The sequence below is a fragment of the Aeromicrobium sp. Root495 genome, from assembly GCF_001426755.1.
Lineage (GTDB): Bacteria > Actinomycetota > Actinomycetes > Propionibacteriales > Nocardioidaceae > Aeromicrobium.
On sequence record NZ_LMFJ01000001.1, the window covers coordinates 144,876 to 167,155 of the forward strand.

General features: G+C 68.9%; 21 protein-coding genes. 19 read left to right on the top strand and 2 right to left on the bottom strand.

The window, feature by feature from the left end; all coding sequences use genetic code 11:
- Positions 1-7: 7 nt before the first annotated feature.
- Positions 8-1,162 (bottom strand): acyl-CoA dehydrogenase family protein, encoded by a 1,155-nt coding sequence (locus ASD11_RS00780; RefSeq protein WP_082554076.1) that lies wholly within the window; start codon positions 1,160-1,162, stop codon positions 8-10.
- A 344-nt stretch (positions 1,163-1,506) separates the two neighbouring features.
- On the opposite strand from ASD11_RS00780, the gene ASD11_RS00785 reads away from it, so the two are divergent.
- The 15 genes from ASD11_RS00785 to ASD11_RS00855 all read left to right on the top strand — a co-directional run bounded on the left by ASD11_RS00785 (position 1,507) and on the right by ASD11_RS00855 (position 16,052).
- Entirely contained in the window at positions 1,507-2,670 is a 1,164-nt protein-coding gene (locus ASD11_RS00785; RefSeq protein WP_056281956.1) for an acyl-CoA dehydrogenase family protein, read from the top strand.
- A gap of 93 nt (positions 2,671-2,763) precedes the next feature.
- Positions 2,764-3,525 (top strand): MlaE family ABC transporter permease, encoded by a 762-nt coding sequence (locus tag ASD11_RS00790; RefSeq protein WP_056281958.1) that lies wholly within the window; start codon positions 2,764-2,766, stop codon positions 3,523-3,525.
- Between the two features lie 3 nt (positions 3,526-3,528).
- Positions 3,529-4,413 carry an MlaE family ABC transporter permease gene (locus tag ASD11_RS00795; protein WP_082554077.1) on the top strand — a complete coding sequence of 295 codons (885 nt, stop codon included), beginning with the start codon at positions 3,529-3,531 and terminating at the stop codon, positions 4,411-4,413.
- A gap of 5 nt (positions 4,414-4,418) precedes the next feature.
- Complete coding sequence (locus ASD11_RS00800) at positions 4,419-5,660, top strand: MCE family protein (protein ID WP_056281961.1); 1,242 nt, start codon at positions 4,419-4,421, stop codon at positions 5,658-5,660.
- Positions 5,660-6,715: an MCE family protein gene (locus tag ASD11_RS00805; protein ID WP_056281965.1), complete on the top strand. Its 1,056-nt coding sequence runs from the start codon at positions 5,660-5,662 to the stop codon at positions 6,713-6,715. Before ASD11_RS00800 ends, ASD11_RS00805 begins: the two co-directional genes overlap by 1 nt.
- Before the next feature lies 1 nt (position 6,716).
- Complete coding sequence (locus ASD11_RS00810; protein ID WP_056281969.1) at positions 6,717-7,742, top strand: MCE family protein; 1,026 nt, start codon at positions 6,717-6,719, stop codon at positions 7,740-7,742.
- Positions 7,742-8,977: an MCE family protein gene (locus ASD11_RS00815; protein WP_056281971.1), complete on the top strand. Its 1,236-nt coding sequence runs from the start codon at positions 7,742-7,744 to the stop codon at positions 8,975-8,977. Before ASD11_RS00810 ends, ASD11_RS00815 begins: the two co-directional genes overlap by 1 nt.
- Before the next feature lie 11 nt (positions 8,978-8,988).
- Positions 8,989-10,275, top strand: a complete 1,287-nt coding sequence (locus ASD11_RS00820) for an MCE family protein (protein WP_056281974.1) — start codon at positions 8,989-8,991, stop codon at positions 10,273-10,275.
- The gene (locus ASD11_RS00825; RefSeq protein WP_056281976.1) at positions 10,275-11,624 is read left to right on the top strand and encodes an MCE family protein; all 1,350 of its coding nucleotides are present in this window, start codon (positions 10,275-10,277) and stop codon (positions 11,622-11,624) included. The genes ASD11_RS00820 and ASD11_RS00825 overlap by 1 nt, the downstream gene beginning before the upstream one ends.
- Positions 11,621-12,106, top strand: a complete 486-nt coding sequence (locus tag ASD11_RS00830) for a hypothetical protein (RefSeq protein ID WP_156464516.1) — start codon at positions 11,621-11,623, stop codon at positions 12,104-12,106. The genes ASD11_RS00825 and ASD11_RS00830 overlap by 4 nt, the downstream gene beginning before the upstream one ends.
- Entirely contained in the window at positions 12,103-12,672 is a 570-nt protein-coding gene (locus ASD11_RS00835) for a hypothetical protein (RefSeq protein WP_056281982.1), read from the top strand. The genes ASD11_RS00830 and ASD11_RS00835 overlap by 4 nt, the downstream gene beginning before the upstream one ends.
- A gap of 56 nt (positions 12,673-12,728) precedes the next feature.
- A complete protein-coding gene (locus tag ASD11_RS00840; RefSeq protein ID WP_056281985.1) occupies positions 12,729-13,142 on the top strand; it encodes an SCP2 sterol-binding domain-containing protein in 414 nt (137 codons plus the stop codon).
- A 262-nt stretch (positions 13,143-13,404) separates the two neighbouring features.
- A complete protein-coding gene (locus tag ASD11_RS00845; RefSeq protein WP_056281988.1) occupies positions 13,405-14,643 on the top strand; it encodes a cytochrome P450 in 1,239 nt (412 codons plus the stop codon).
- A gap of 28 nt (positions 14,644-14,671) precedes the next feature.
- Complete coding sequence (locus tag ASD11_RS00850; protein ID WP_056281991.1) at positions 14,672-14,866, top strand: ferredoxin; 195 nt, start codon at positions 14,672-14,674, stop codon at positions 14,864-14,866.
- Between the two features lies 1 nt (position 14,867).
- Positions 14,868-16,052 (top strand): NAD(P)/FAD-dependent oxidoreductase, encoded by a 1,185-nt coding sequence (locus ASD11_RS00855; RefSeq protein WP_056281995.1) that lies wholly within the window; start codon positions 14,868-14,870, stop codon positions 16,050-16,052.
- A 9-nt stretch (positions 16,053-16,061) separates the two neighbouring features.
- On the opposite strand, the gene ASD11_RS00860 is transcribed toward ASD11_RS00855, so the two are convergent.
- Entirely contained in the window at positions 16,062-16,703 is a 642-nt protein-coding gene (locus ASD11_RS00860; protein WP_056282000.1) for a TetR/AcrR family transcriptional regulator, read from the bottom strand.
- 113 nt (positions 16,704-16,816) lie between these two features.
- Here ASD11_RS00860 and ASD11_RS00865 point away from each other — a divergent pair, with 113 nt between their 5' ends.
- From ASD11_RS00865 to ASD11_RS00880, 4 genes are all read left to right on the top strand, one after another.
- A complete protein-coding gene (locus ASD11_RS00865) occupies positions 16,817-18,391 on the top strand; it encodes an aldehyde dehydrogenase family protein (RefSeq protein WP_056282002.1) in 1,575 nt (524 codons plus the stop codon).
- A 42-nt stretch (positions 18,392-18,433) separates the two neighbouring features.
- Positions 18,434-20,257 (top strand): AMP-dependent synthetase/ligase, encoded by a 1,824-nt coding sequence (locus tag ASD11_RS00870; RefSeq protein ID WP_056282006.1) that lies wholly within the window; start codon positions 18,434-18,436, stop codon positions 20,255-20,257.
- Positions 20,258-20,304: 47 nt separating this feature from the next.
- Positions 20,305-21,492 carry a CaiB/BaiF CoA transferase family protein gene (locus tag ASD11_RS00875; protein ID WP_156464517.1) on the top strand — a complete coding sequence of 396 codons (1,188 nt, stop codon included), beginning with the start codon at positions 20,305-20,307 and terminating at the stop codon, positions 21,490-21,492.
- A 113-nt stretch (positions 21,493-21,605) separates the two neighbouring features.
- The coding region (locus ASD11_RS00880) for an ABC transporter ATP-binding protein (protein ID WP_200940026.1) at positions 21,606-22,280 on the top strand (675 nt) is incomplete at its 3' end.

Below are 22,280 nucleotides of genomic sequence, written 5' to 3' on the forward strand. Positions count from 1 at the left end.
GGCCGACTCACAGCCCCAGGTCCTGGGCGACGATGACCTTCATGATCTCGCTCGACCCGCCGTAGATGCGGCTCACCCGACCGTCGAGGTGGGCCTGCCCGACGCGTGACGAGGCCCGGTACGCCGAGGGCGGCGCCAGCTCGAGAAGGCGGGAGACCACCTCGCTCTGGAGCTCGGTGCAGTACAGCTTCACGAGCGCCGAGTGCGCGCCCGTGAGCTCGTCAGCCACGAGCCGTCCGAGCGCTTCGTCGACCAGCGCCTGCCCGGCAGCCACGCGGGTGGCGCACGCCGCGACCGCGAACTTGACCGACTGGCTCGGCCTCGTGCCGGCCAGGTCCTCGACCGTCCAGGCGAGCGCCGCCGCGGCGGCGGCCTGCGAGTTCACCGCGATGGAGAGGCGTTCCTGCGCGAGGTTGGACGTGAGGTAGGAGAAGCCCGAGCCCTCCTCGCCCACGAGGTTCTCGACCGGCACCCGCATGTCGGTGAACGCCAGCTCGGCGAGGTCCTGGGCCGCGAGCCCGAGCTTGTCGAGCTTGCGTCCGCGGGTGAAGCCGGGCGTGGTGGTGTCCACGAGCAGGAGGCTCAGGCCCTCGCGGCCCGCGTCGGGGTCGGTCTTGACGGCCAGGATCAGCAGGTCGGCCTCTGCGCCGTTGGAGATGAAGGTCTTGGCTCCGTTCACGACGTAGTGGTCGCCGTCGCGCACGGCGCGTGTCGACATGGACTTGATGTCGGAGCCGGCCCCGGGCTCCGACATGGCGAGGGCGGCCACGACCTCGCCGCGGGTCATGCGGGGGACCCACGCCTCGCGCTGCTCGGGCGACGCGTGGTGCAGCAGGTACGGCATGCAGATGTCGGTCTGCACGCGCAGGCCTCCCACCGCCAGCCCGAGTCGCTGGATCTCCTCGGTCACCACGACGCTGTCCCGGAAGTCCGAGCCCTCGCGGCCGCCGAGCTCCGCCGGGACGCCGACGCCCAGCATCCCGAGCTCGCCCGCCCTGACCCAGAACTCACGCGACGGACGGCCGGCCTCGCGCCAGTCGGGATAGGCCGGGACGACCTCCTCCTCGAGGAACGTGCGGACGCGGTGCCGCAGCTCGGCCTGGGCCTCGGTGAACACGGGGCGATCCGCCCGGGGGGCGGCAGTGGCGTGCTGGGCGCTCATGCGCTGGCTCCTTCACGGGCGATGATGTCGGCTCATGATAAACGATCGTTCACATCGCGCGAAAGGTCCTGACCAAGGAGTTCCAAACCTGGATCGGGGTGCCCCCGCACCGCAGGAGACGGTCGTCTCGCCTGCGAAGGGCGCTGTCCGAATCGTTCTGATGGCTGCGGTTGCAGCGGCGGGCTCGATCAGTGCGGCCAGGATGTTGACGTAGATCACACTCCTACCTAGTATTGAGACGCAGGACCTCATAAAAGGATGGTCACGACACCGTAACGAATCTGTCGTCTGGTTACAGAGCGATCGTTCGGATCTCTGTGGCCGTCCAGATGGAAGGGCGGACGATGTCGGTAACGGGTTTCACGGGGGAGCAGCGCGACTTCGCCGTCGCGGTTCGGGACTTCTCGCGCAAGGAGTGCGGGACCCGCGAGCAGCGTGACGCCCTGACCGACCACGGGACCGAGCAGCACCACGACGGGCTCTTCCAGAAGCTCGCCTCCTCGGGCTACCTCGGTGTCTCGATCCCCGAGGAGTACGGCGGGAGCGGCGGCGGACTGACCGAGCAGGTCATCCTGTTCGAGGAGCTCTGGCGCGGTCTCGTCCCGGTGCACGGAGCGGGCTCGAGCCACACCGTGGCCGGCATCTACAAGCGCTTCGCCACCGAGGACCAGAAGCGCTCGGCACTCGGAGCCATCTGCTCGGGGACCGTGATGTCCATCAGCATCTCCGAGCCCGGCGCCGGCTCCGACGCTGCGGCCATCTCCTGCCGGGCCGAGAAGGTCGAGGAAGGGTTCCGCCTCAACGGCCAGAAGACGTGGTGCTCCGACGCCCAGTTCGCGACGACGATCCTCGTCCTCGCCCGGACAGGTCGCGGCGACAAGCCGCACGCCGGACTCACGATGTTCGAGCTCCCGGCCGACGCGCCGGGCCTGGAGATCCGTCCCATCTCCACCCTCGGCGGGAGCGAGGTCAACGACCTCTTCCTCACCGACGTCCTCCTGCCGGAGTCCGCGATCGTGGGGGAGGAGGGTGCCGGCTGGAAGCAGGTCATGGCCGGCCTCAACGGCGAGCGTCTCGTGTGCGCCGCCCAGGGCCTCGGCATGGCGCAGCGGACCTTCGACGACCTCCTGGAGTACGTGACGCAGCGCGAGCAGTTCGGCTCGCCCATCGGCTCGTTCCAGGCCCTGCGCCACCGCATCGCCGACCTCGCGATCGAGATCGAGTCGGCGCGGGCCCTCACCTACGCGACCGTCCACATGGTCGAGCAGGAGCTGGGCAGCCCCGAGGAGCGCGTCCGCATGACCTCGATGGCGAAGGTCAAGGTCACCGAGACGGCCAAGAAGGTGGCGCTCGAGGGCGTCCAGATGATGGGCGGCTACGGCTACTCCACCGAGTTCGACATGGAGCGACACCTCCGGCTCAGCATCGCCCCGACCATCTATGCCGGCACCAACGAGATCCAGCGCGACATCATCTCCGGCACGTTCGGGCTGAGGCCCGTGCGCTGATCGCGTCGGTCACAAGTTTTTCTTGTGATCGGCGTCACCTGAAGCACTGTCCGTCGTTAATGAGATCGCAAGCCTTAAAAAGGGAGGGAACCCATGGCGCTCACTATGACGCCTGCGCTCAACCGCGTCGGGAGCTTCGTGTCGCTCGCCGGCGACTCGTTCCGCGCCATGTTCCGCCGTCCGTTCCCGCTGCAGGAGTACCTCGAGCAGACCGTCTTCATCGCGAGCGTCTCGATCCTCCCGGCGATCTTCGTGACCATCCCGTTCACGGTGGTCGTGCAGTTCTTCATCAACCAGCTCCTCCAGGAGATCGGCGCCACCGACCTCGCGGGCGCCGGTGCCGGGTTCGCGGTGATCCAGGAGCTCGGCCCCTTCTGCAGCGTGCTGGTGGTGGCCGGCGCCGGTGCCACGGCCGTGTGCGCCGACCTCGGCTCGCGCAAGATCCGCGAGGAGCTCGACGCCATGGAGACGCTGGGGCTGGACCTCATGCACCGCCTCGTGGCTCCGCGCATCCTGGCCTTCACCACCGTGGCCCTCGGCCTCTACGGCGTCGTCTCCGTGGTGGGCCTGGTGGGCACCTACCTGTTCTCGGTGGTCATCGGAGGCGCGAGCCCGGGCCTCTTCGTGGCCAACCTGACCCTCGTCACGGGCGCGCCCGAGTTCATCACCTCGCTCATCAAGACCCTCACCTTCGGCGTCGCCGCCGCGCTGGTGGCCTGCTACCTGGGCATCAACGCGAAGGGCGGACCCAAGGGCGTGGGGGAGGCGGTCAACCAGACCGTCGTCTTCACGCTCATGATCCTGCTCGTCATCAACTCGGCGATCACCACCATCTACCTTCAGCTCGGAGGCTGAGCGATGACGACCCTCCAGGAGTCACGCCGCGAGATCGCGGCCGAGGCGCGGGCGCGGCAGATCGCGGCGATCAAGTCGATCCCCCGCGTCCCCGGCCGGTTCACGTTCGCCGTGGGCGAGCAGATGGCCTTCTACGTCCAGGCCTTCGCCGGCATCCCGACGGCCATCACCCGGTACAAGCGGGAGGTGATCCGGCTCATCGCCGCGGTCGGCTTCGGCACCGGCGCGCTGGCCGTCATCGGCGGCACCGTCATGGTGGTGGCCTTCCTCACCGGCTTCGCCGGCATCGAGCTCGGCCTCCAGGGCTACTCCCAGCTGGGCAACATCGGCGTCGAGGCCCTCACCGGCTTCATCTCCGCCTACATCAACACCCGTCTGGCGGCCCCGGCCATCGCGGGCATCGCGCTCACCGCCACCGTCGGGGCGGGCTTCACGGCCCAGCTCGGCGCGATGCGCGTGAGCGAGGAGATCGACGCCCTCGAGGTCATGTCGATCCGCACGGTTCCCTACCTCGTGAGCACGCGCATCATCGCCGGCTTCGTGGCCATCATCCCGCTGTACTCGGTGGCCCTCCTGGCGTCGTACGCCACGACGCGAGCGATCGTGACGCTCGGCTTCGGCCAGTCGCCCGGCGCATACGGCCACTACTTCGACACCTTCCTCATCCCGTCGGACATCATCATCTCCTTCATCAAGGTGCTGTTCATGTCCGTCGTGATCATGTCGATCTCCTGCTACTACGGCTTCAACGCCAAGGGCGGCCCCGCCGGGGTGGGCCGCGCCGTGGGCAGCGCCGTCCGGCTCTCGCTCGTGACGGTCCTGTTCACCGACATGCTGTTGAGCTTCGCGCTCTACGGCTCCACCGACACCCTCAACATCTCGGGATGAGTGGCATGGAAGAGAAGACATCGCGCCTGGGCACCCAGGTCAAGGGAGTCGCCGGCCTGCTCGTGATCGCGCTCATCGTGGCGCTCCTCATCGGCATGTACCAGAAGGCCTTCGTCTCGGTCACCCACGTCACCGTGGTCTCGGACCGGGCCGGGCTCCAGCTCGACAAGGGCTCGTCCGTCCGCGCGTTCGGCGTGCCGGTGGGCGAGGTCCGCGGCGTGGAGGTCCAGAGCGACGGAGTGGCCATCGACGTCGCCATCGACAAGGACAAGGTCGGCAGCATCCCTGCCGGCGTCAAGGCGACCATCCGCGCCACCACCGTCTTCGGTGCCAAGTTCGTGCAGCTGGACGTGCCCCGCGGCAAGGTCACCGACGTCATCCAGGCCGGCGCGATCGTGCGCTCCACCGACACGACGATCGAGGCCAACGACGTCTTCGAGCACGCCATGACGATCCTCGACGCGCTGCACCCGGAGAAGCTCAACACGACGCTCACCGCCATGGCCACGGCGCTCGACGGCAACGGCGAGAAGCTCGGCTCCCTCGTCACCGACACCGACAACTACCTCGAGGCGCTCAACCCCCACCTCGACCAGCTCGGCGACGACCTCCAGCTCACCGAGGACGTGGGACGCAACGTCAACGACGTCCTGCCGCAGGCCATCGACACCGTAGACCAGCTCAACACCACGACGGACCTCGTGACCGACACCCAGAAGGACTTCGACGACCTGCTCAAGGACATCGTCCCGGCGGCCGACAGCGTCGGCGGCCTGATCGAGTCGTTCGACCAACCCCTCGACGCGACCGTCCAGAACCTGCTGCGACCCTCGCGGCTCCTGAAGGAGTACTCGCCGGCGCTGCCGTGCACGCTCGACGGACTCATCGACCACGTCAACATCCTGGGCGAGGCGCTGGGTCGCAAGCGTCCGGCGGCCGACGCGGACGCCGGCTTCCTGCCGGGCATGAAGCCGTACAACCAGTCCAACCTGCCCAAGCTCGTGACGGGCGTCGGCCCCAAGTGCTACCAGCAGGCCACGCGGACGTTCATCCACCCGCCGCACATCCAGTTCGACGACGGGACCAAGGACGTCTACACCGACTCCACCGACCCGGTGGGCATCAGCAAGGACCCGATCACGCTCTACCAGGACACGGTCCGCTCGTTCCTCGGGAACTCCGGTCTCAACGAGCTGCTGAACTTCTTCGCCAACGAAGAGGTCGACTCGAGCGAGGGGACGAGCTGATGCGTTTCAAGACCTCCACCTTGAGCCTCGTCGTGATCTTCGTGGTCGTGACCGGCACCCTCGTGGCCCTCGTCGGGATCACGTTCTCCCAGATCCGGATCGAGAGCAGCAAGACCTACAAGGCCGTCCTGAGCGACGCCTCGGGGCTCAAGAACAACGTCGACGTCCGCGGCTCCGGCGTGGCCATCGGCTCCGTGAAGTCGATCGACCTCCGCCCGCAGGGCGGTGTGCTGGTCACGTTCACGGTGCCGAAGGACCTCGCCGTCACCCAGTCGACGCAGGCCCGGGTCAGGTACGCCAACCTCACCGGCGACCGCTACCTCGACCTCACCCCCGGCAAGGAGCCCGGCGCGCCGGCGCTCCCGGTGAACGCGACGATCCCCGAGGACCGCACCCAGCCGGCCCTCGAGCTCGACGACCTGTTCGCCGGGTTCGACCCGCTCATGCAGGCGCTCGACCCGGAGGAGGTCAACGAGCTGACCTCCAACATCATCGGCCTGACGGAGGGGCAGTCCGGTGCCTACGAGTCGATGCTCGCCAACGTCGCCTCCTTCACGACGCACCTCTCCGAGCGCGACGAGCTGATCGGCAGCGTCATCAAGGAGCTGTCCACGACGCTCGAGACGCTGGGCGAGCGACGCGGCCAGGTGGACCGGCTGGTCGTCGACCTCGACAACCTGGTCGACAAGCTCGACAAGAACCGCACCCAGCTCGTGGGAGGTCTCGCCTCCCTCAGCTCGCTGGGCACGCAGGTGGCCGAGTTCCTCGAGGCGGTGCGGCCAGGGCTCAAGACCAACGTCGACAACCTCGGCGTCGTGGCCGCCAACCTCAACTCCGTGGAGCCCTACATCCGCGAGACGTTGAGCCACGTCAAGGTCGGCCTCCAGCGTGCGGGCCGGCTCTCCTCCAACGCCTCGATGTTCAACTTCTTCCTCTGCGGCGTCCGCGTGAAGATCGACGTCCCCGGCACCGGGGAGACGAGCGAGAGTCCCACCTCGATCATCTCGCCGACGCTCTACGCCAAGAACGACCGATGCAAGGAAGGGGCCAACTGACATGGCCGGCAAGAGTCTCCGCGAGCGGAACCAGGCCATCATCGGTCTCATCGGCATCGTGATCGCGGTCGCGATCGTGGCTGCGTCCCTCAACATCAACCGGATCCGGTCGGTGCTGGGCGAGACCACCTACTCCGCCGACTTCAGCGACGCCGGCGGCGCGCGCTCCGGCGACGACGTCCGGATCGACGGCGTCACGGTGGGCAGCGTCAAGGGCGTCGAGCTCGAGGGCAAGCACGTCGAGATCACCTTCCGCGTGGGCGGCGTGAAGCTCGGCAACAAGACGAAGGTCGCGGTCAGGAGCGAGAACGCCCTGGGCAGCAAGTACCTCGCCGTGGAGCCCGGGGGTGAGGGCGACGAGTCGACCATCCCGGTCCAGCGCACGAGCCCCGGCTACGCGGTGAGCGAGGTCCTCGGACGTCTGACGGCCAACAACAGCGAGATCGACGTGGACCAGGTGACCACCTCGTTCACGTCGCTCACCAAGGTGCTCGAGGCCACGCCCGAGGAGTTCGGCGACGCGCTCGACGGCGTCTCCCGGCTCTCGCGCACGATCAGCAAGCGCGACGCCGAGCTGGACGCGCTCCTCAAGCAGGCGAGCGTCGTGTCCTCGGTGCTGGCCGACCGCAGCAAGCAGGTGACCGACCTCTTCGCCGCCGGCAGCCGGGTGTTCGCCGAGATCAGCTCCCAGCGCGAACGCCTCGAGGTCCTCTTCGACCAGGTGGGCAAGGCGGCCGACCAGATCACGCTCCTGGTGGCCGAGAACCGCAAGACGATCGGCGCCGACCTCACGGAGATCAAGCACATCTCCAAGGTCCTGAACGACTACCGCGACGACCTGGGCTTCGTGCTGCAGACGCTGCCCAAGTACGCGCGGTCGCTCGGCGAGGCGGTGGGCTCGGGTCCGTTCTTCCAGGCCTACATCCCCAACCTGATCGCCCCGGAGTCGCTGGCCAACGTCGACTCGATCCTGAAGAGCCTGATCAACTCCGACACCACGGGCTACATCAAGAAGGGCGACCAGTGATGGACAACATCCTCGGCTCCCGCACGCGGAACATCGTCATCGCGGTCATCGTGCTGGTCCTCGTGACCGCCATGGTCCTCTTCCTGCGCTCGACGCAGAAGGAGGAGCTGAAGGCCGAGTTCACCGCGGCCAAGGGCATCTACGTGGGCGACGACGTGACGGTGCTCGGCGTCCCGGTCGGCAAGATCACCGAGATCAAGCCCCACCGCGCCGGCGTGACCGTGACCATGGAGCTCGACGACGACCGGCGGCTGCCGGCCGACGCCAAGGCCGCCATCGTCTCCAAGTCGCTGGTCTCGGTCCGCTCCATCGTGATCGGGCCGGTCTACGACAGCGGCCCGGAGCTGAAGGACGGCGACACGATCCCCGTCTCCCGCACGACCGTGCCGGTCGAGTGGGACGAGGTCAAGGACCAGCTCGTGCGTCTCACCGACGCCCTCGGCCCGCAGGGTGCCAACAAGAACGGAGCGGCCACCGACCTCGTGAAGGCCTCGGCCGGCTTCCTCGACGGCAAGGGCGCCGACATCAAGCAGACCATCACCGACCTGTCCAAGGCGGCGGAGACGCTGTCGGACAACAAGGGCGACACCTTCGCCACCGTCCGCAACCTCCAGGTCTTCGTGAGCGCGCTGCGGAGCAGCGACGCCCAGATCCGCCAGTTCGAGAGCAACCTCGCCACGGCCTCCAAGGTGCTCGACCGCAACTCCGACGACATCACGTCGGGCATCGAGAGCTTCAAGAAGCTCACGACCGGCACCAAGGGATTCTTCGGCAAGCAGGGCGTCCAGCTCGCCGACACCCTGGAGTCGCTCCAGAAGGTCACCGACCTGGTGGCGGACAACCGCCAGTCGGTGGGCGACACGCTTCAGCTCGCCCCGACGGCCCTCTCGAACTTCTACAACATCCTCGACCCGCGCATCACCGGCGCGGCCGGCGAGCTGGCCCTTGCCAACCTGGGCGACCCGGCCTACCTCGTGTGCGGTGCGCTGTTCTCCCTCGGCGGCTCCACGACCGACTGCCGCAACGCGCTCGGTCCGCTCGTCCAGCTCCTCAAGATCTCGGCACCGCCGGTGGGCATCAACCCCACCGACAAGACCGGGGTCGGGCCGGACCTGGTGAAGACGCCGGACGAGGCCAACATCCTCGGCCGCAAGGGAACGTCCGCCTCGGGTGCGACCAGCAAGAAGTCCAGCAGCGCCACCGACCTCCTCGGACAGCTCGGAGCATCGCGATGAACAGACGACTGATGACGACCCTGGGAGCCGTGGCCGCGGCGACGAGCCTGACCGGCTGCTCCTTCACCGGCCTCAACTCTTACTCCCTGCCGTTCAGCAAGGGCGGCAGCGGCGACGCGGTCCAGGCCACCGTGCTGCTGGAGAACGCCACCAACCTCGTGCCCAACTCCGAGGTGAAGTACGGGGAGGTCACCGTCGGCTCGGTGCGCAAGATCAAGCTCGACGGCTGGACGGCCCGGCTCACGATCGGTCTCGAGAAGGATGCCGACGTGCCGTCCGACGTGACGGCCAAGGTGGCGCAGAAGAGCCTCCTCGGCGCCGAGTACCTCGAGCTGACCTCGCCGTCCGACGGCGAGGGCGACGCGACGAAGCCCGGCTCGGTCCGCGCAGGACCGATGCGCGACGGCGCCACGATCGGGCTGGAGCGGACCGAGCGGTACCCCGAGACCGAGGAGGTCCTCACGGCCGCCTCGATGCTCTTCAACGGTGGTGGCCTGCCGCAGATCAAGGTCATCAGCCAGGAGGTCAACACGGCCTTCGGCGGGCGGACCGCCCAGACCCGCTCGCTCGTGCGCCGCATCGACGAGGCCGCACAGACCCTCGACGGGCAGCGCACCTCCATCTTCGGCGCCATGGAGCAGCTGCGCACCGCGGCCCGCACCCTCAACCGGGACAAGGCCACGATCACGCGGGCGCTCGACACGCTGCCGGAGGGGGTCGAGGCGCTCGACGAGGAGGTCCCGGCGCTCCGCCGGACGGTCGAGTCGTTCTCGCGCATCGAGAAGGTCTCCCGCACCACGCTCGTGGACAACAAGGACGGTCTCGCGGAGATCCTCGACAACCTCAAGCCCGTGACCCAGTCGTTGGCCGGCGCCGGGTCCGACCTGCCGAAGGTCGTGGAGCTCCTCACCTACCCGTTCCCCACGGGCGACCTCTACAAGTACACCCGGAGCGACTACCTCAACCTGTTCGCGACCTTCCGCGTCAACGCGGAGACCATCGCCGACACGTTCATCGGACTCACGCCGCTGGACGGCGTGCTCTCCAACATCATGGGTCTGCCCACCGGGGCGGCCGCGCAGTCCGAGGACCCGCTCACGGGTCCCGTCGAGGGACTCACCGCGGAGCCCGGCGCGAACGGTGGGGACCTGCCTGGCCTGGTCGACGGTCTCGTCGACGGCCTCACCGGCAAGAAGGCCGCTGAGCAGCCCAAGGCCGGCTCGAAGCCCGGGCCGAGCGCCACGCCCACACCCGCCCGCGAGCCCAACCTGCTCGAGCGACTCCTCGGAGGCCAGTGATGCTCAGCCGTCTCGTCAGGATCCAGCTCACGTTGTTCGGCGTGATCACGATCGCTGCGCTGCTCGTCATGGCGCTCTTCTACGTGCGCATCCCGGCCCAGCTGGGCGTGGGCCGCTACGAGGTCGTCATGAACCTCGAGGACGCCGGTGGTCTCTACCCCAAGGCCCACGTCACGTACCGCGGGACGGAGGTCGGGCAGGTCAAGAAGCTCGACGTCGGACCCGAGGGCGGCGTGCTCGTCACGATGCAGATCGACGACGGGTCCGAGATCCCCGCGGACTCGATGGCCCAGGTGCGGAGCGCCTCGGTGATCGGTGAGCAGTACGTGGACTTCGTCCCGCCGGAGAACTCCTCGGTGACCCAGGTCCTGGGCGGGGGCGACACCATCTCGGTGGACCGCACCGACCTGCCCACCACGACCGACACCGTCCTCACCTCGGCCGACGACCTCCTGCGCTCCATCCCAGAGAAGGACCTGGAGACGACGCTCGACGAGCTCGACACTGCGTTCAACGGGACCGGCGACGAGCTCGGGTCCCTCATCCGCTCGTCCTCGGACCTCGTGGCGGAGGCCAACGAGAACGTGGGCCCCACCATCGGGCTCATCGAGGACCTCGGTCCGGTGCTCCAGACGCAGAAGGACATGGACGGGAACGTCCGGTCGTTCGTGAACAGCCTCGACTCGGTGACCTCCGAGCTCGAGAAGAACGACAAGGGCCTGCGCTCGATCTTCACCGGCTCGGACGCCTTCCTCACCGAGATCGGCGACTTCGCCGAGGCGATGGACCCGATCTTCGCGCAGACCCTGGCCGACGTGGCCTCGATCGGCAAGGTGCTCGACGTCTACAACCCCGCGGTCGAGCACGCCCTGGCCGTGATCCCGGCTCTGCAGACCATGTTCGTGGGTGCCCTCCCGGTCTCGCGTCGTGACAACCCGCTGCCGTCGATCAACCTGTCGCTGCGCGCCGGGTTCGACCCGCCGGTGTGCACCACCGGCTTCGCGAGCGCCAACAAGTTCCGCGACCCGGACGACAAGACGCTGCTGGCGCCGCCCAGTGACTCCTACTGCAAGGTGGCCAAGGACTCGCCGCTCGTGGTCCGCGGCGCGCGCAACGCGCCCTGCCCCACCAACGACCGTCGCGGGCCGTACGCCTTCAGCTGTGGCTACGTGTTCAACCGGGTCGAGGTCGACCGCCAGAAGGCGCAGATCCGCGTCGGCGACACGCCCAACGACCCCGACGGGGCCGAGGGCGACGGCGCTCCGGGAACGTTCTTCCTCGACGCCCTCTCGGGCGCCGTGGGCGGCGGGCAGGACACGCTCGAGGACCTCCTGAGCGTGGGCCGATGATGGGCCTGCTCGACCGCGTCTCACGGACGGCGTGGCTGGTCCTGATCGCCGCGCTCGTGGGCCTGCTCGTCTGGCAGGGCCTGGTCTGGCGCGCGGATGCGCAGGCGGAGGACCGCCGGACCGAGGCCGTGGAGGTGGCGAAGCAGCAGGTCCTCGACCTCACGACCCTCGACTCCGACGACGTCGGGCCCAAGCTCAAAGCCATGGCCGGGCGCACCACCGGGCAGTTCAAGAACCAGGTGAACGACATCGCGGCGCAGTTCGTCCAGATCGTCCAGGAGAAGAAGGTCGACGCGACCGGCACGGTCGACGCGGCCGCCGTCACCTCGGCCTCCGACCGTGACGCGACCGTGCTGGTCGCGTCTACGGCCGTGATCCGGGAGAAGGCGGGCAAGCCCACCACCCGGACCTACCGCATCCGCGTGAAGCTCACGCGGAACGACGCCGACTGGAAGATCAACGGGATGGAGTTCGTCCAGTGAGCACGAAGGAGAAGGACGCGACCACCGACGTCACCGACGCTGCGGACCCCGCAGGCGGAGGGGACGGGCCCGCGGTCCAGCGCGTCGTCGGCCGCCAGGGCCGAGGGCCGTTGCTGCCCGTCGTCACGCTGGTGCTCGCCGTGGCGCTGGTGGTCCTCGTCGTCGTGAACGTCCTGCACGTCCGCGGGGAGTCGCCGCGCGACGAGGCCCCGAAGGAGGTGGCCGCCCACGTCGTGAAGCTGCTCTCCTACACGCCGACCACCGTCTCCTCCGACCTGGCGAGCGAGCAGAAGTGGCTCACGGGCGACTTCCGCGAGGAGTACTCGAAGCTCGTGACGGGGACGGTGGCGCCGGCAGCGACCAAGGGCGGGGTGACGGCCGAGGCCGAGGTCACCGCACGTGGCGTCGAGTCGTCCACGCGCGACCGTGTGGTCCTGCTGCTGTTCGTCAACATCACGTCCACCCGCGCCTCGGCCAAGGAGGCCGAGGTCCAGGGCAGCCGCGTCCGGGTGGTCGCCCAGCGCGTGGACGGGACCTGGAAGATCAGCGACCTCTCGCCCGCCTGAACCAACCTCACCCGCCTCACGCCGACATCCGTCGACGACGACCCGAAAGGAAGCCCATGAGCACCTTCTCCTCGACCGACGAGATCTACGAGGTCCTGACCCCGTTCTACGAGTCGCTCACGACGGACCCCGAGATCGGCCCCAAGTTCGTGAAGGCCGACACGTCCTTCCGGATCAACGTGACCGGTCCCGACGCCACCTTCCTGCTCGACGCCACCCAGGACCCCGCCGTCCTGACCACGGGCGACGAGGCGCTGGCCGGGGACCCGGCCGTCGACCTGACCATGTCGGGCGACGACAACCACCGATTCTGGCTCGGGAAGATCAACCTCCCCGTCGCCCTGGCCACCCGCAAGATCAAGGTCGCCGGGGGAGTGACAGGTCTGCTCGGCCTGGTTCCGGCGCTCGCGCCTGCGTACGAGAAGTACCGCACACATCTCGAGGAGATCGGCCGTCCGGTCGACGCCTGATCCTCAGCAGCTGACCCAGCCCCGCCCGGCGTCCCTGCCGGGTGGGGCTGTGTCGTCCCTCGGGGCGGAGCTCGCCGCTCAGTAGATGCTGTCAGTGACTCATGACGACATTTGTGCCAATATGTCGTTGACAGGGCGTGACCCGCGTCATACAGTCGTCTTTATGAGATGCGAAGGCTAAAAACTAACACGGTCGTCCTGCCGCACTCCGGACCAGCCCGCCGCACCTCGCACCGACCCGTCGAAGGAGACGAGAACCCCCATGACCCTCACAGCCTCTGAGCTCGGAGTCCTGAGCACCGACACGTACGCCCAGGGGGACCCGACCACGTTCGGTCTTCCGCTCGACCACTTCGACTACATCCGCGACAACGAGCCCTGCTTCATGCAGGAGTTCAACGACCCGATGCTCATCGAGAAGGCGTGGGTCGTCAGCCGCAACGAGGACATCTGGGAGGTCGACCGCAACCAGCAGCGCTACGCGGCCGACCGCGGCTACGTGAACATGTGGAAGGTCACCCCCATCGACCCGACCATGGGTGGCCAGCCGGCCATGCTGACGTCGGACGGGGAGCGTCACCGCGCTCAGCGCCAGGTCATGAGCAAGGGCTTCACGCCCAAGGTGGTGGCCAAGCTCGAGGAGAAGTTCCGCGAGTACGCCGTCACGATCATCGACGAGGCGCTCGACAAGCGGGAGTTCAACTTCGTCCAGGACATCGGCCACGCCATGCCCATGGAGGCGCTCGGTGACGTGCTCGGCGTCCCGCCGGGCGACCGCGCCAAGTTCTTCTCGTGGGTCGACACCTTCGCCGCACCGTTCGACACCCGCATCACGCCGTCGTTCGACTACGTCATGGAGGCCATCGGCAACCTCATGGTCTACTCCACGGAGCTGGCCGAGGCCAAGCGCCAGAACCCGGGCGACGACGTCATGTCGCGCATCGTGGCGGCAGGCGCCGACGCGATGTCCGAGGACGAGATCATGGGCAACGTCGCCCTCCTGGCCAGCGGCGCCGCCGAGAGCACGCGCACCGCGATGTCCCACGGCATGCACGAGATGATGCGCAACCCCACGCAGATGAAGTGGCTGCGCGAGCGTCAGTCCGACATCCCGTCGTCGGCCATCCAGGAGATCGTGCGCATCGCCTCGCCGTTCACCCACCTCGTGCGCACCGCTACGGAGGACCACGTCCTGCAGGGCCAGGAGATCAGCGAGGGCGACATCGTCCTCATGCTCTTCGTGGCCGGCAACTTCGACCCCCGTGCCTTCGACAACCCGCGCGAGTTCGACCTCTCCCGCGAGAAGAACCCGCACGTGTCGTTCGGTCGCGGCCCGCACCAGTGCCTCGGCAAGCACGTCGCCTCCCTGGAGATGAAGGTCCTCTTCGAGGAGCTGCTCCAGCGCACCAAGGACATCCAGCCCAACGGCGACATCGAGTACGTGCGCGACGCGTACTCGCGCGGCGTCTACAACCTCCCCGTCACCCTCACCCCGGCGTGACCGGGGTCCCGTCCCAGAGGAACCAGACATGAAGATCACGGTCGACTTCGATCACTGCGAGGTCCACGGCGACTGCGTCGTGGCTGCTCCCGAGGTCTTCGACATCGGCGACGACGACGACGTCGTCCAGGTGCTCGACGACAACCCCGGCGAGGAGCTGCGCACCAAGGTGGAGACGGCGGCCAAGATGTGTCCCGTCGCCGCCATCAAGCTGGGCGCCTGACATGTCGGAGGACGTCGGACGGGTCGTCATCGTCGGGGCCGGCCTGGCCGGCTGGCGGGCCGCGCAGGCCCTGCACGGCGCGGACTTCACCGGCGAGGTCGTGGTCGTCGGCGACGAGACCCACCGCCCCTACGACCGGCCGCCCCTGTCCAAGCAGCTCCTGGCCGGCACCTTCTCGACCGACGACTGCATGCTGGCCGGCGAGGCGCCCGACGCCACGTGGCGCCTCGGGGTCGCTGCGGCCGGTCTGGACCGCGACGCCTCCGAGCTCGTCCTCGCCGACGGCGAGCGGCTCCCGTACGACCGACTCGTGGTCGCCACGGGTCGGCGGGCTCGGGACTGGCCGGGCGAGGTGCCGGCCTCCGGGGTCCACACGCTGCGCTCCTTCGAGGACGTCGTGCAGCTCGAGGCCTCGCTGTCACCGGACTCCCGGGTCGTCATCATCGGCGCCGGCTTCATCGGGTGCGAGGTCGCGGCCACGCTCCGCGCCCGGGACCTCTCGGTCACGATCGTCGACGTCGCCGACCAGCCCATGCCCGTGCTCGGGGCCGAGGCGGGGGAGCGTGCGGTGCGGCTCCACGAGTCGCACGGCGTGCAGTTCCGGCTGGGGAGCGGCGTGAAGGTCATCGAGGGTGCGGAGCGTCCCAGCGCCGTCGTGCTCGAGGACGGCGAGTCCCTGCCGGCCGACGTCGTGCTGGTGGCCATCGGGTCCGTCCCCAACACGGAGTGGCTCGACGGCTCGGGACTCAGGCTCGACCGCGGCGTCCTCGTGTGCGACGAGACAGGGACGGTTCTCGACGAGTCCGGCCGACCCGTGCGCGACGTGCTGGCCGCCGGTGACGTGGCAGCCTGGCCGCACCCCCACGCGAGTGGCGCGGTCTGCATCGAGCACTGGTCCAACGCCCGCGACATGGGGGACCGTGTGGCCACCAACGCGCTGCTGGACCACGAGGAGCGCGAGGCCATCGTCTCGATCCCGGCGTTCTGGTCCGACCAGTACGACGTCAAGATCAAGTCCGCCGGCTACCTGCGGGGAGCCGACGCCCTGAAGCTGGTCTCGGAGGATCCCGAGAAGCCCGCGCTCCTGGTGGAGGCCCTGCGGGACGGCGAGGTCATCGGCGCGATCGGGTTCAACATGAACCGCGCGATGATCACCTACCAGCGCAACCTGCGTCCGGTGGGCTGACCGATGACGTCAGAGCGAGCCGGGCTCACCGACCGGGAGGCCGCGGCGCAGCAGCGAGACGGCCGTCTCCGTGATGGCCTCCTCGTCGAAGGGGCCCTCGGGCCGGTACCAGCGCGACACCCAGATGCACGAGCCGAGCATGAGGCGGGTCGCGATCTTGGCGTCCTTCGCCTCGATGTCACCGGCCTCCATGTTGGCGGCGACGACCTTCACCCAGACGTCCTCGAAGTCGCGGGTGAACTGGCGCCAGCGCTCGTAGGCCTCCTCGGAGAGCCCGCCTCCGCCGAAGAAGACCGGCATGTAGCCCCGCATGCGGATGGCAGCACCGATCTGCAGCCGGATGAGGGCGTCGAGCTGCTCGCGCGGCTCGTCCAGCTCGGCCGTCACGGCGATGGCCGACTCGAGCAGCTCCTTGGTGCTCCGGTCGAAGAGCACGCTCAGCAGGTCCTCCTTCGTGGGGACCGTGCGGTACAGCGTGGCTCTCGAGACCGACAGCTTCTCGGCCACCTCGTGGATGGACACGTTGTCCATCCCGCCCTCCGCGAAGAGCTGCGCCACGGCGTCGGCCACGGCGCCGAGGTCGATGTCGAGGCGCGGACGACCGCGCGGACGGCTGGCCTTGGACGAAGCGTCCGCCTGCGAGGGGCTCATCGAGAGACCTTTCATGAAACCGGTTGTCTCTTTAAGTCTATTCCACTCCGGACGATCTGCCCCGCACCCTCGCCATCGAATGCGTCGTCCCGACGCGCCCACCAGGAGAAGTCATGACCCAGGAGCTCACCCCCGACGCGGTCAAGCGTGCGCCGCGGAGGAAGAAGCCCAGCACGAGCGTCTTCGACGTCGTGAACCCGGCCACCGGCGAGCAGGTGGCGTCGGTCCCTGACATGAGTGCCGCCGACGTCGACGCCTTGGCGGCCCGTCTGCGCGAGGCGCAGCCCGCGTGGGAGGCCCTCGGTCCGGCGGAGCGGGCGAAGTACCTGCTCCGCTGGCTCGACTGGATCGTCGACCACAAGGACCACCTGCTCGGGCTGGTCCACCGAGAGGCCGGCAAGTCGTGGGGCGATGCCTCCATCGAGCTCATGGTGTGCGTCGAGGTCATCAACTACTACGCCAAGCACGGTGAGGAGTTCCTCGCCGAGGAGACCCGTCGTCCCCATGGCCCGGCCTCCCTCACCAAGAAGCTGCGGATCCTGCGTCGGCCCTACCCGCTGGTCGGCGTCATCACGCCCTGGAACTACCCGTTGGCCATGCCCATGATGGACGTGCCCGGCGCGCTCATGGCCGGCGCCGCCGTCCTCACCAAGCCGTCCGAGGTCACTCCGGTGGCCTGGGCCGAGGCCGTCCGTGCGTGGAACGAGGAGATCGGTGCCCCGCCGGTGCTCGGCTGCGCCACCGGCCAGGGCGAGACCGGCCGAGCCGTCGTCGACGCGGTCGACATGGTGCAGTTCACCGGCTCCACCGCCACCGGCCGTCGTATCGGCATCCGCGCCGCTGAGCGCCTCATCCCGGCCAGCCTCGAGCTGGGCGGCAAGGACGCCATGATCGTCCTCGACGACGCGGAGCTCACGCGCACCGTCCGTGGCGCCATCTGGGGCGGCCTCTTCAACGCCGGCCAGTCCTGCGTCGCCGTCGAGCGCGTCTACGTCGAGGACCGCATCTACGACGACTTCCTCGCCCGCCTGACGGCGGAGGTGAGCTCTCTGCGCGTCGGTCACGACGGCCAGGGCGACTTCACGGCCGAGTACGGCGCGATGGCCACCGAGACACAGATCGAGATCGTCGAGGCCCAGGTCGCCGACGCCGTGGCCAAGGGTGCGCGCGTGGTCACCGGAGGCCGGCGTACCGGTGAGGGCCTCTTCTACCTGCCCACCGTGCTCGTCGACGTCGACCACACCATGTCGTGCATGACGGAGGAGACCTTCGGGCCGCTCCTGCCCGTCATGCGCGTGGCCGACGAGGCCGAGGCCGTGCGGCTCGCCAACGACTCGCCGTACGGACTGGCCGGCAGCGTCTGGACCTCCTCCGACGAGCGGGCCCGTCGCGTGGGCGCCGCGCTCGAGACCGGCGGCGTCAACATCAACAACGCCATGACCAACGTCTTCCAGTTCCCGCTCCCCATGGGTGGCTGGAAGCACTCCGGCCTGGGCCACCGCTTCGGCGGCGCCAACGGCGTGCGCAAGTACTGCCGCCAGCAGGCGTTCGTGACCGAGCGGGTCGACCTCAAGAACGAGATCCACTGGTACCCCTACACGCCCCGGAAGGGCGCCGTCACCGAGATGGCGCTCCGTCTGACCGGCATGCACGACTGGCGTCGGCGGCTCGGCCGCCGCGCCCGGTAGCAAGCACTCCCACCCCGCCCCCCACCAGAGAAGAGCAGCCCGATGACAGAGACCACCACGGCCCGCGTCGACACCGATGGCGCGCCGCTCGAGGCCACGACGATCCCCGCCGCGTTCCAGCGCGTCGTCGCGACCTACCCCGACAAGACCGCCCTGCGCACGATCGACGGGTCGGTGGAGCTGACCTGGGCCGAGCTCGACGTCCGGGCCCGCAAGGTCGCCACCGGTCTGGCCGGGCTGGGTGTGCAGCACGCGGACTCCGTCGCGATCATCCTGCCCAACACGATCGAGTGCCACCTGGTGGACTTCGCCGCGAGCCACGTCGGCGCCGTGCCGTTCGCCGTCTTCAACAGCTCGCCCGCCGAGCAGATCGAGCACCAGCTCCGCAACGCCGACGCCCGCGTGGTCGTCACGCAGGTCGCGTTCCTGGAGAAGGTCCAGGCGGCCGTGGCCGCCCTTGGCGGGCAGGTCGAGCACGTGGTCCTGGTCGACGGCGACGGTTCCGAGGGTCTGATGACGCTCGCCCAGCTGGAGGAGTCCGGTGACCCCGCGCTCGACCTCGACGCCGTCTGGCAGGCCGTGACGCCCGACGACGTCGCGACGCTCATCTACACGTCGGGCACCACGGGTCCGCCCAAGGGTGCCCAGTGGTCCCACCGCACGGTCATGTCGGCGCAGCGTGCGATGGACGCCGGGCTGCCCGTGCCGACCGAGAACATCATCTCGTTCCTGCCCATGGCCCACGCCGGCGGACGCGTGACGGTGCAGTACATGGCTCTCGCCTACGGCGCCACCATCACGGTCTGCCCCGACATGACCCAGGTGCCCAAGGCCCTCGTCACGGTCCACCCCGATGCCTTCTTCTCGGTCCCGCGCCTGTGGGAGAAGCTGCAGGTCGCGATCGAGGGCATGGCGGCGGGCGAGCCCGACGAGGAGCGCCGTGCCGCGCTGCTCGCCGCGATCGAGGTCGGCGTCCGCGCCGTGCAGGCCGCGGAGTCCGGCTCCGGCGCCTCGGCCGAGGACCTCTCGGCCCTCGAGGCCCAGCACGCCGAGGGCATCGAGCTCCTCAAGCCGTTGCTCGCGCGCCTCGGCCTCGACCGGCTCAAGGCCGCGTTCGTCGGAGGTGCCCCGTCGGCGCCTGAGCTCTCCCAGTTCTTCCGCGCCGTGGGCGTCCCCATGCTCGAGGCCTACGGACTGACCGAGGGCTCGCTCAACGTCTTCAACCAGGTGGCCGACTTCAAGTCCGGCACGGCCGGTCGGCCGCTCCCGGGCGTCGAGCTCCGGCTCGCCGAGGACGGCGAGATCCTCGTGCGCTCGGACCTGAACTTCGTGGGCTACCGCAAGGAGCCCGAGGCGACGGCCGCAGCGCTCGACGCCGACGGCTGGCTGCACACCGGTGACATCGGAACGGTCGACGAGAACGGCTTCGTCTCCATCGTGGACCGCAAGAAGGAGATCATCATCAACGCGTCGGGCAAGAACATGTCGCCCGCGCAGATCGAGTCGGCCATCAAGGGCGAGAGCTCCCTCATCGGCCAGATCGTGGCCATCGGCGACCGCCGCAAGTACGTCACGGCGCTCATCACCCTCGACGCGGAGGCCCTGCCCACGTACGCCGCACGCCTCGGTCTGGAGGGGCGCTCGCTCGACGAGCTGGCCGCCTCCGAGGAGATCAACGCGGAGGTCGCCGCGGCCGTGGAGCGCGGCAACGAGCACCTGCACGGCAACGAAAAGGTCAAGAAGTTCCGGATCCTCTCCACCGCGTGGCTGCCCGACGGCGACGAGCTCACGCCCACCGCCAAGCTCAAGCGCCGCGTCATCCACGTCAAGTACGCCGACGACATCGAGGGCCTGTACGCCGACTGACGGCGCCCGGCCCACCTGCACCCCACCGCACGACGAGAGGAACACCCGTGCCCGAGTCCGTGGACGCCCTGCTGCCCGAGGCCGACTCGACCGGAGGCCCGCTGAGCGGGCTGAAGGTCGTGGAGCTCGCGGGCATCGGCCCCGGCCCCTACGCCGCCATGCTGCTCGCCGACATGGGAGCCGAGGTGGTGCGGGTGGAGCGTCCCGGCAAGGGTGCGAGCGGGGTTCCGCCGCTGCAGGACGTCACGCGGCGGAACCGGCGCTCGATCGTCGTGGACCTGCGCTCGCCCGAGGGCGTGGCCGCGGTCCTGTCGCTCGTGGAGCAGGCCGACGTCCTGATCGAGGGCTTCCGACCCGGCGTCACCGAGCGCATGGGTCTGGGTCCCGACGACTGCTGGGAGCGGAACGCCCGCCTGGTCTACGGCCGCATGACGGGCTGGGGCCAGGAGGGACCGCTGTCCAAGGCAGCGGGCCACGACATCGGGTACATCGCCATCACCGGAGCACTCGGTGCCATCGGGCGTCGTGGCGAGCGCCCGGTCCCGCCGCTCAACCTCGTGGGCGACTTCGGCGGCGGGTCCACCTTCCTCGTCATGGGCATCCTCGCCGCTCTCTGGGAGACCGAGCGCTCGGGCCGGGGTCAGGTGGTGGACGCCGCGATCGTCGACGGCGCGAGCTCGTTGACCGGGCTGCTGCACGGGATGATGTCGGCGGGGCTGTGGCGCGACAAGCGCGGCGCCAACATGCTCGACGGCGGCCAGCCCTGGTACGACACCTACGAGACCTCCGACGGCGAGCACATGGCCGTCGGAGCGCTCGAGCCCGCGTTCTACGAGCAGATGGTCACGCTGCTCGGCCTCCCCGCCGAGGTCGCGGACCGTAGCGACCCCAAGACCTGGCCCCGCCTGCGGGACGCCATGGCCGAGGCCTTCGCCTCACGCACCCGGGCGGAGTGGACCGAGGTGTTCGAGGGCACCGACGCCTGCGTCGCCCCGGTCCTCTCCTTCGGCGAGGCGGCCGAGCACCCGCACCTCGCGGCGCGAGAGGCCTTCGTAGAGGTCGGGGGAGTGACGCAGCCGGCCCCGGCACCTCGGTTCAGCCGCACCCACGCGGCGACCCCGGCCGCGCCCCCCGCGGTGGGTGCCGACACCCGCGCCGTCCTGGAGGAGTGGGGCGTCGCCGACGTCGGGTCGCTCCTGGAGGCCGGTGTGGTGGTCCAGGCCGACCCGTCCTGATCTTTTTGAGATAGTCTGTTGCATTTATACAGAACGATCGTTAACGTGATACCTGTCACGCGACACCGCCTCGTCCGAGGAGGTATCCACCCGAACCTGGAAGGACCCGCGCCATGGGCACCGAAGTCGTCGTCGAGGGTCTGACCAAGAAGTTCGGCAGCTCCCTCATCTGGAAGGACGTCTCCCTGACGATCCCCGCCGGTGAGATCTCCGTGATGCTCGGCCCGTCGGGCACCGGCAAGTCGGTCTTCCTCAAGACCTTGATCGGTCTGCTGAAGCCCAACGAGGGTCACATCTGGATCCAGGGCGTCGACATCGCGACGTGCAAGGAGAAGGACCTTTACGAGATCCGCAAGCTGTTCGGTGTGCTGTTCCAGGACGGCGCCATGTTCGGCTCCATGAACCTGTACGACAACGTCGCGTTCCCGCTGCGTGAGCACACCAAGAAGTCCGAGTCCGAGATCCGTCAGATCGTGATGGACAAGATGGAGCTCGTCGGCCTCTCGGGTGCCGAGATGAAGCTCCCCGGTGAGATCTCCGGCGGCATGCGCAAGCGCGCCGGCCTGGCCCGTGCCCTCGTCCTCGATCCCGAGATCCTGCTGATCGACGAGCCCGACTCCGGCCTGGACCCGGTCCGCACGTCGTACATCAACCAGCTCTTCATCGACCTGAACGCCCAGATCGATGCCACGTTCCTCATCGTCACCCACGACATCAACACGGCTCGCACGGTGCCCGACAACATCGGCCTGCTCTACCACAAGCACCTGGCCATGTTCGGGCCGCGC

What these genes read in the sequence shown, in the direction of transcription:
- ASD11_RS00780 (WP_082554076.1), bottom strand. Translation starts at nt 1,162, where the DNA reads ATGAGCGCCCAGCACGCCACTGCCGCCCCCCGGGCGGATCGCCCCGTG.
- ASD11_RS00785 (WP_056281956.1), top strand. Translation starts at nt 1,507, where the DNA reads ATGTCGGTAACGGGTTTCACGGGGGAGCAGCGCGACTTCGCCGTCGCG.
- ASD11_RS00790 (WP_056281958.1), top strand. Translation starts at nt 2,764, where the DNA reads ATGGCGCTCACTATGACGCCTGCGCTCAACCGCGTCGGGAGCTTCGTG.
- ASD11_RS00795 (WP_082554077.1), top strand. Translation starts at nt 3,529, where the DNA reads ATGACGACCCTCCAGGAGTCACGCCGCGAGATCGCGGCCGAGGCGCGG.
- ASD11_RS00800 (WP_056281961.1), top strand. Translation starts at nt 4,419, where the DNA reads ATGGAAGAGAAGACATCGCGCCTGGGCACCCAGGTCAAGGGAGTCGCC.
- ASD11_RS00805 (WP_056281965.1), top strand. Translation starts at nt 5,660, where the DNA reads ATGCGTTTCAAGACCTCCACCTTGAGCCTCGTCGTGATCTTCGTGGTC.
- ASD11_RS00810 (WP_056281969.1), top strand. Translation starts at nt 6,717, where the DNA reads ATGGCCGGCAAGAGTCTCCGCGAGCGGAACCAGGCCATCATCGGTCTC.
- ASD11_RS00815 (WP_056281971.1), top strand. Translation starts at nt 7,742, where the DNA reads ATGGACAACATCCTCGGCTCCCGCACGCGGAACATCGTCATCGCGGTC.
- ASD11_RS00820 (WP_056281974.1), top strand. Translation starts at nt 8,989, where the DNA reads ATGACGACCCTGGGAGCCGTGGCCGCGGCGACGAGCCTGACCGGCTGC.
- ASD11_RS00825 (WP_056281976.1), top strand. Translation starts at nt 10,275, where the DNA reads ATGCTCAGCCGTCTCGTCAGGATCCAGCTCACGTTGTTCGGCGTGATC.
- ASD11_RS00830 (WP_156464516.1), top strand. Translation starts at nt 11,621, where the DNA reads ATGATGGGCCTGCTCGACCGCGTCTCACGGACGGCGTGGCTGGTCCTG.
- ASD11_RS00840 (WP_056281985.1), top strand. Translation starts at nt 12,729, where the DNA reads ATGAGCACCTTCTCCTCGACCGACGAGATCTACGAGGTCCTGACCCCG.
- ASD11_RS00845 (WP_056281988.1), top strand. Translation starts at nt 13,405, where the DNA reads ATGACCCTCACAGCCTCTGAGCTCGGAGTCCTGAGCACCGACACGTAC.
- ASD11_RS00850 (WP_056281991.1), top strand. Translation starts at nt 14,672, where the DNA reads ATGAAGATCACGGTCGACTTCGATCACTGCGAGGTCCACGGCGACTGC.
- ASD11_RS00855 (WP_056281995.1), top strand. Translation starts at nt 14,868, where the DNA reads ATGTCGGAGGACGTCGGACGGGTCGTCATCGTCGGGGCCGGCCTGGCC.
- ASD11_RS00860 (WP_056282000.1), bottom strand. Translation starts at nt 16,703, where the DNA reads ATGAGCCCCTCGCAGGCGGACGCTTCGTCCAAGGCCAGCCGTCCGCGC.
- ASD11_RS00865 (WP_056282002.1), top strand. Translation starts at nt 16,817, where the DNA reads ATGACCCAGGAGCTCACCCCCGACGCGGTCAAGCGTGCGCCGCGGAGG.
- ASD11_RS00870 (WP_056282006.1), top strand. Translation starts at nt 18,434, where the DNA reads ATGACAGAGACCACCACGGCCCGCGTCGACACCGATGGCGCGCCGCTC.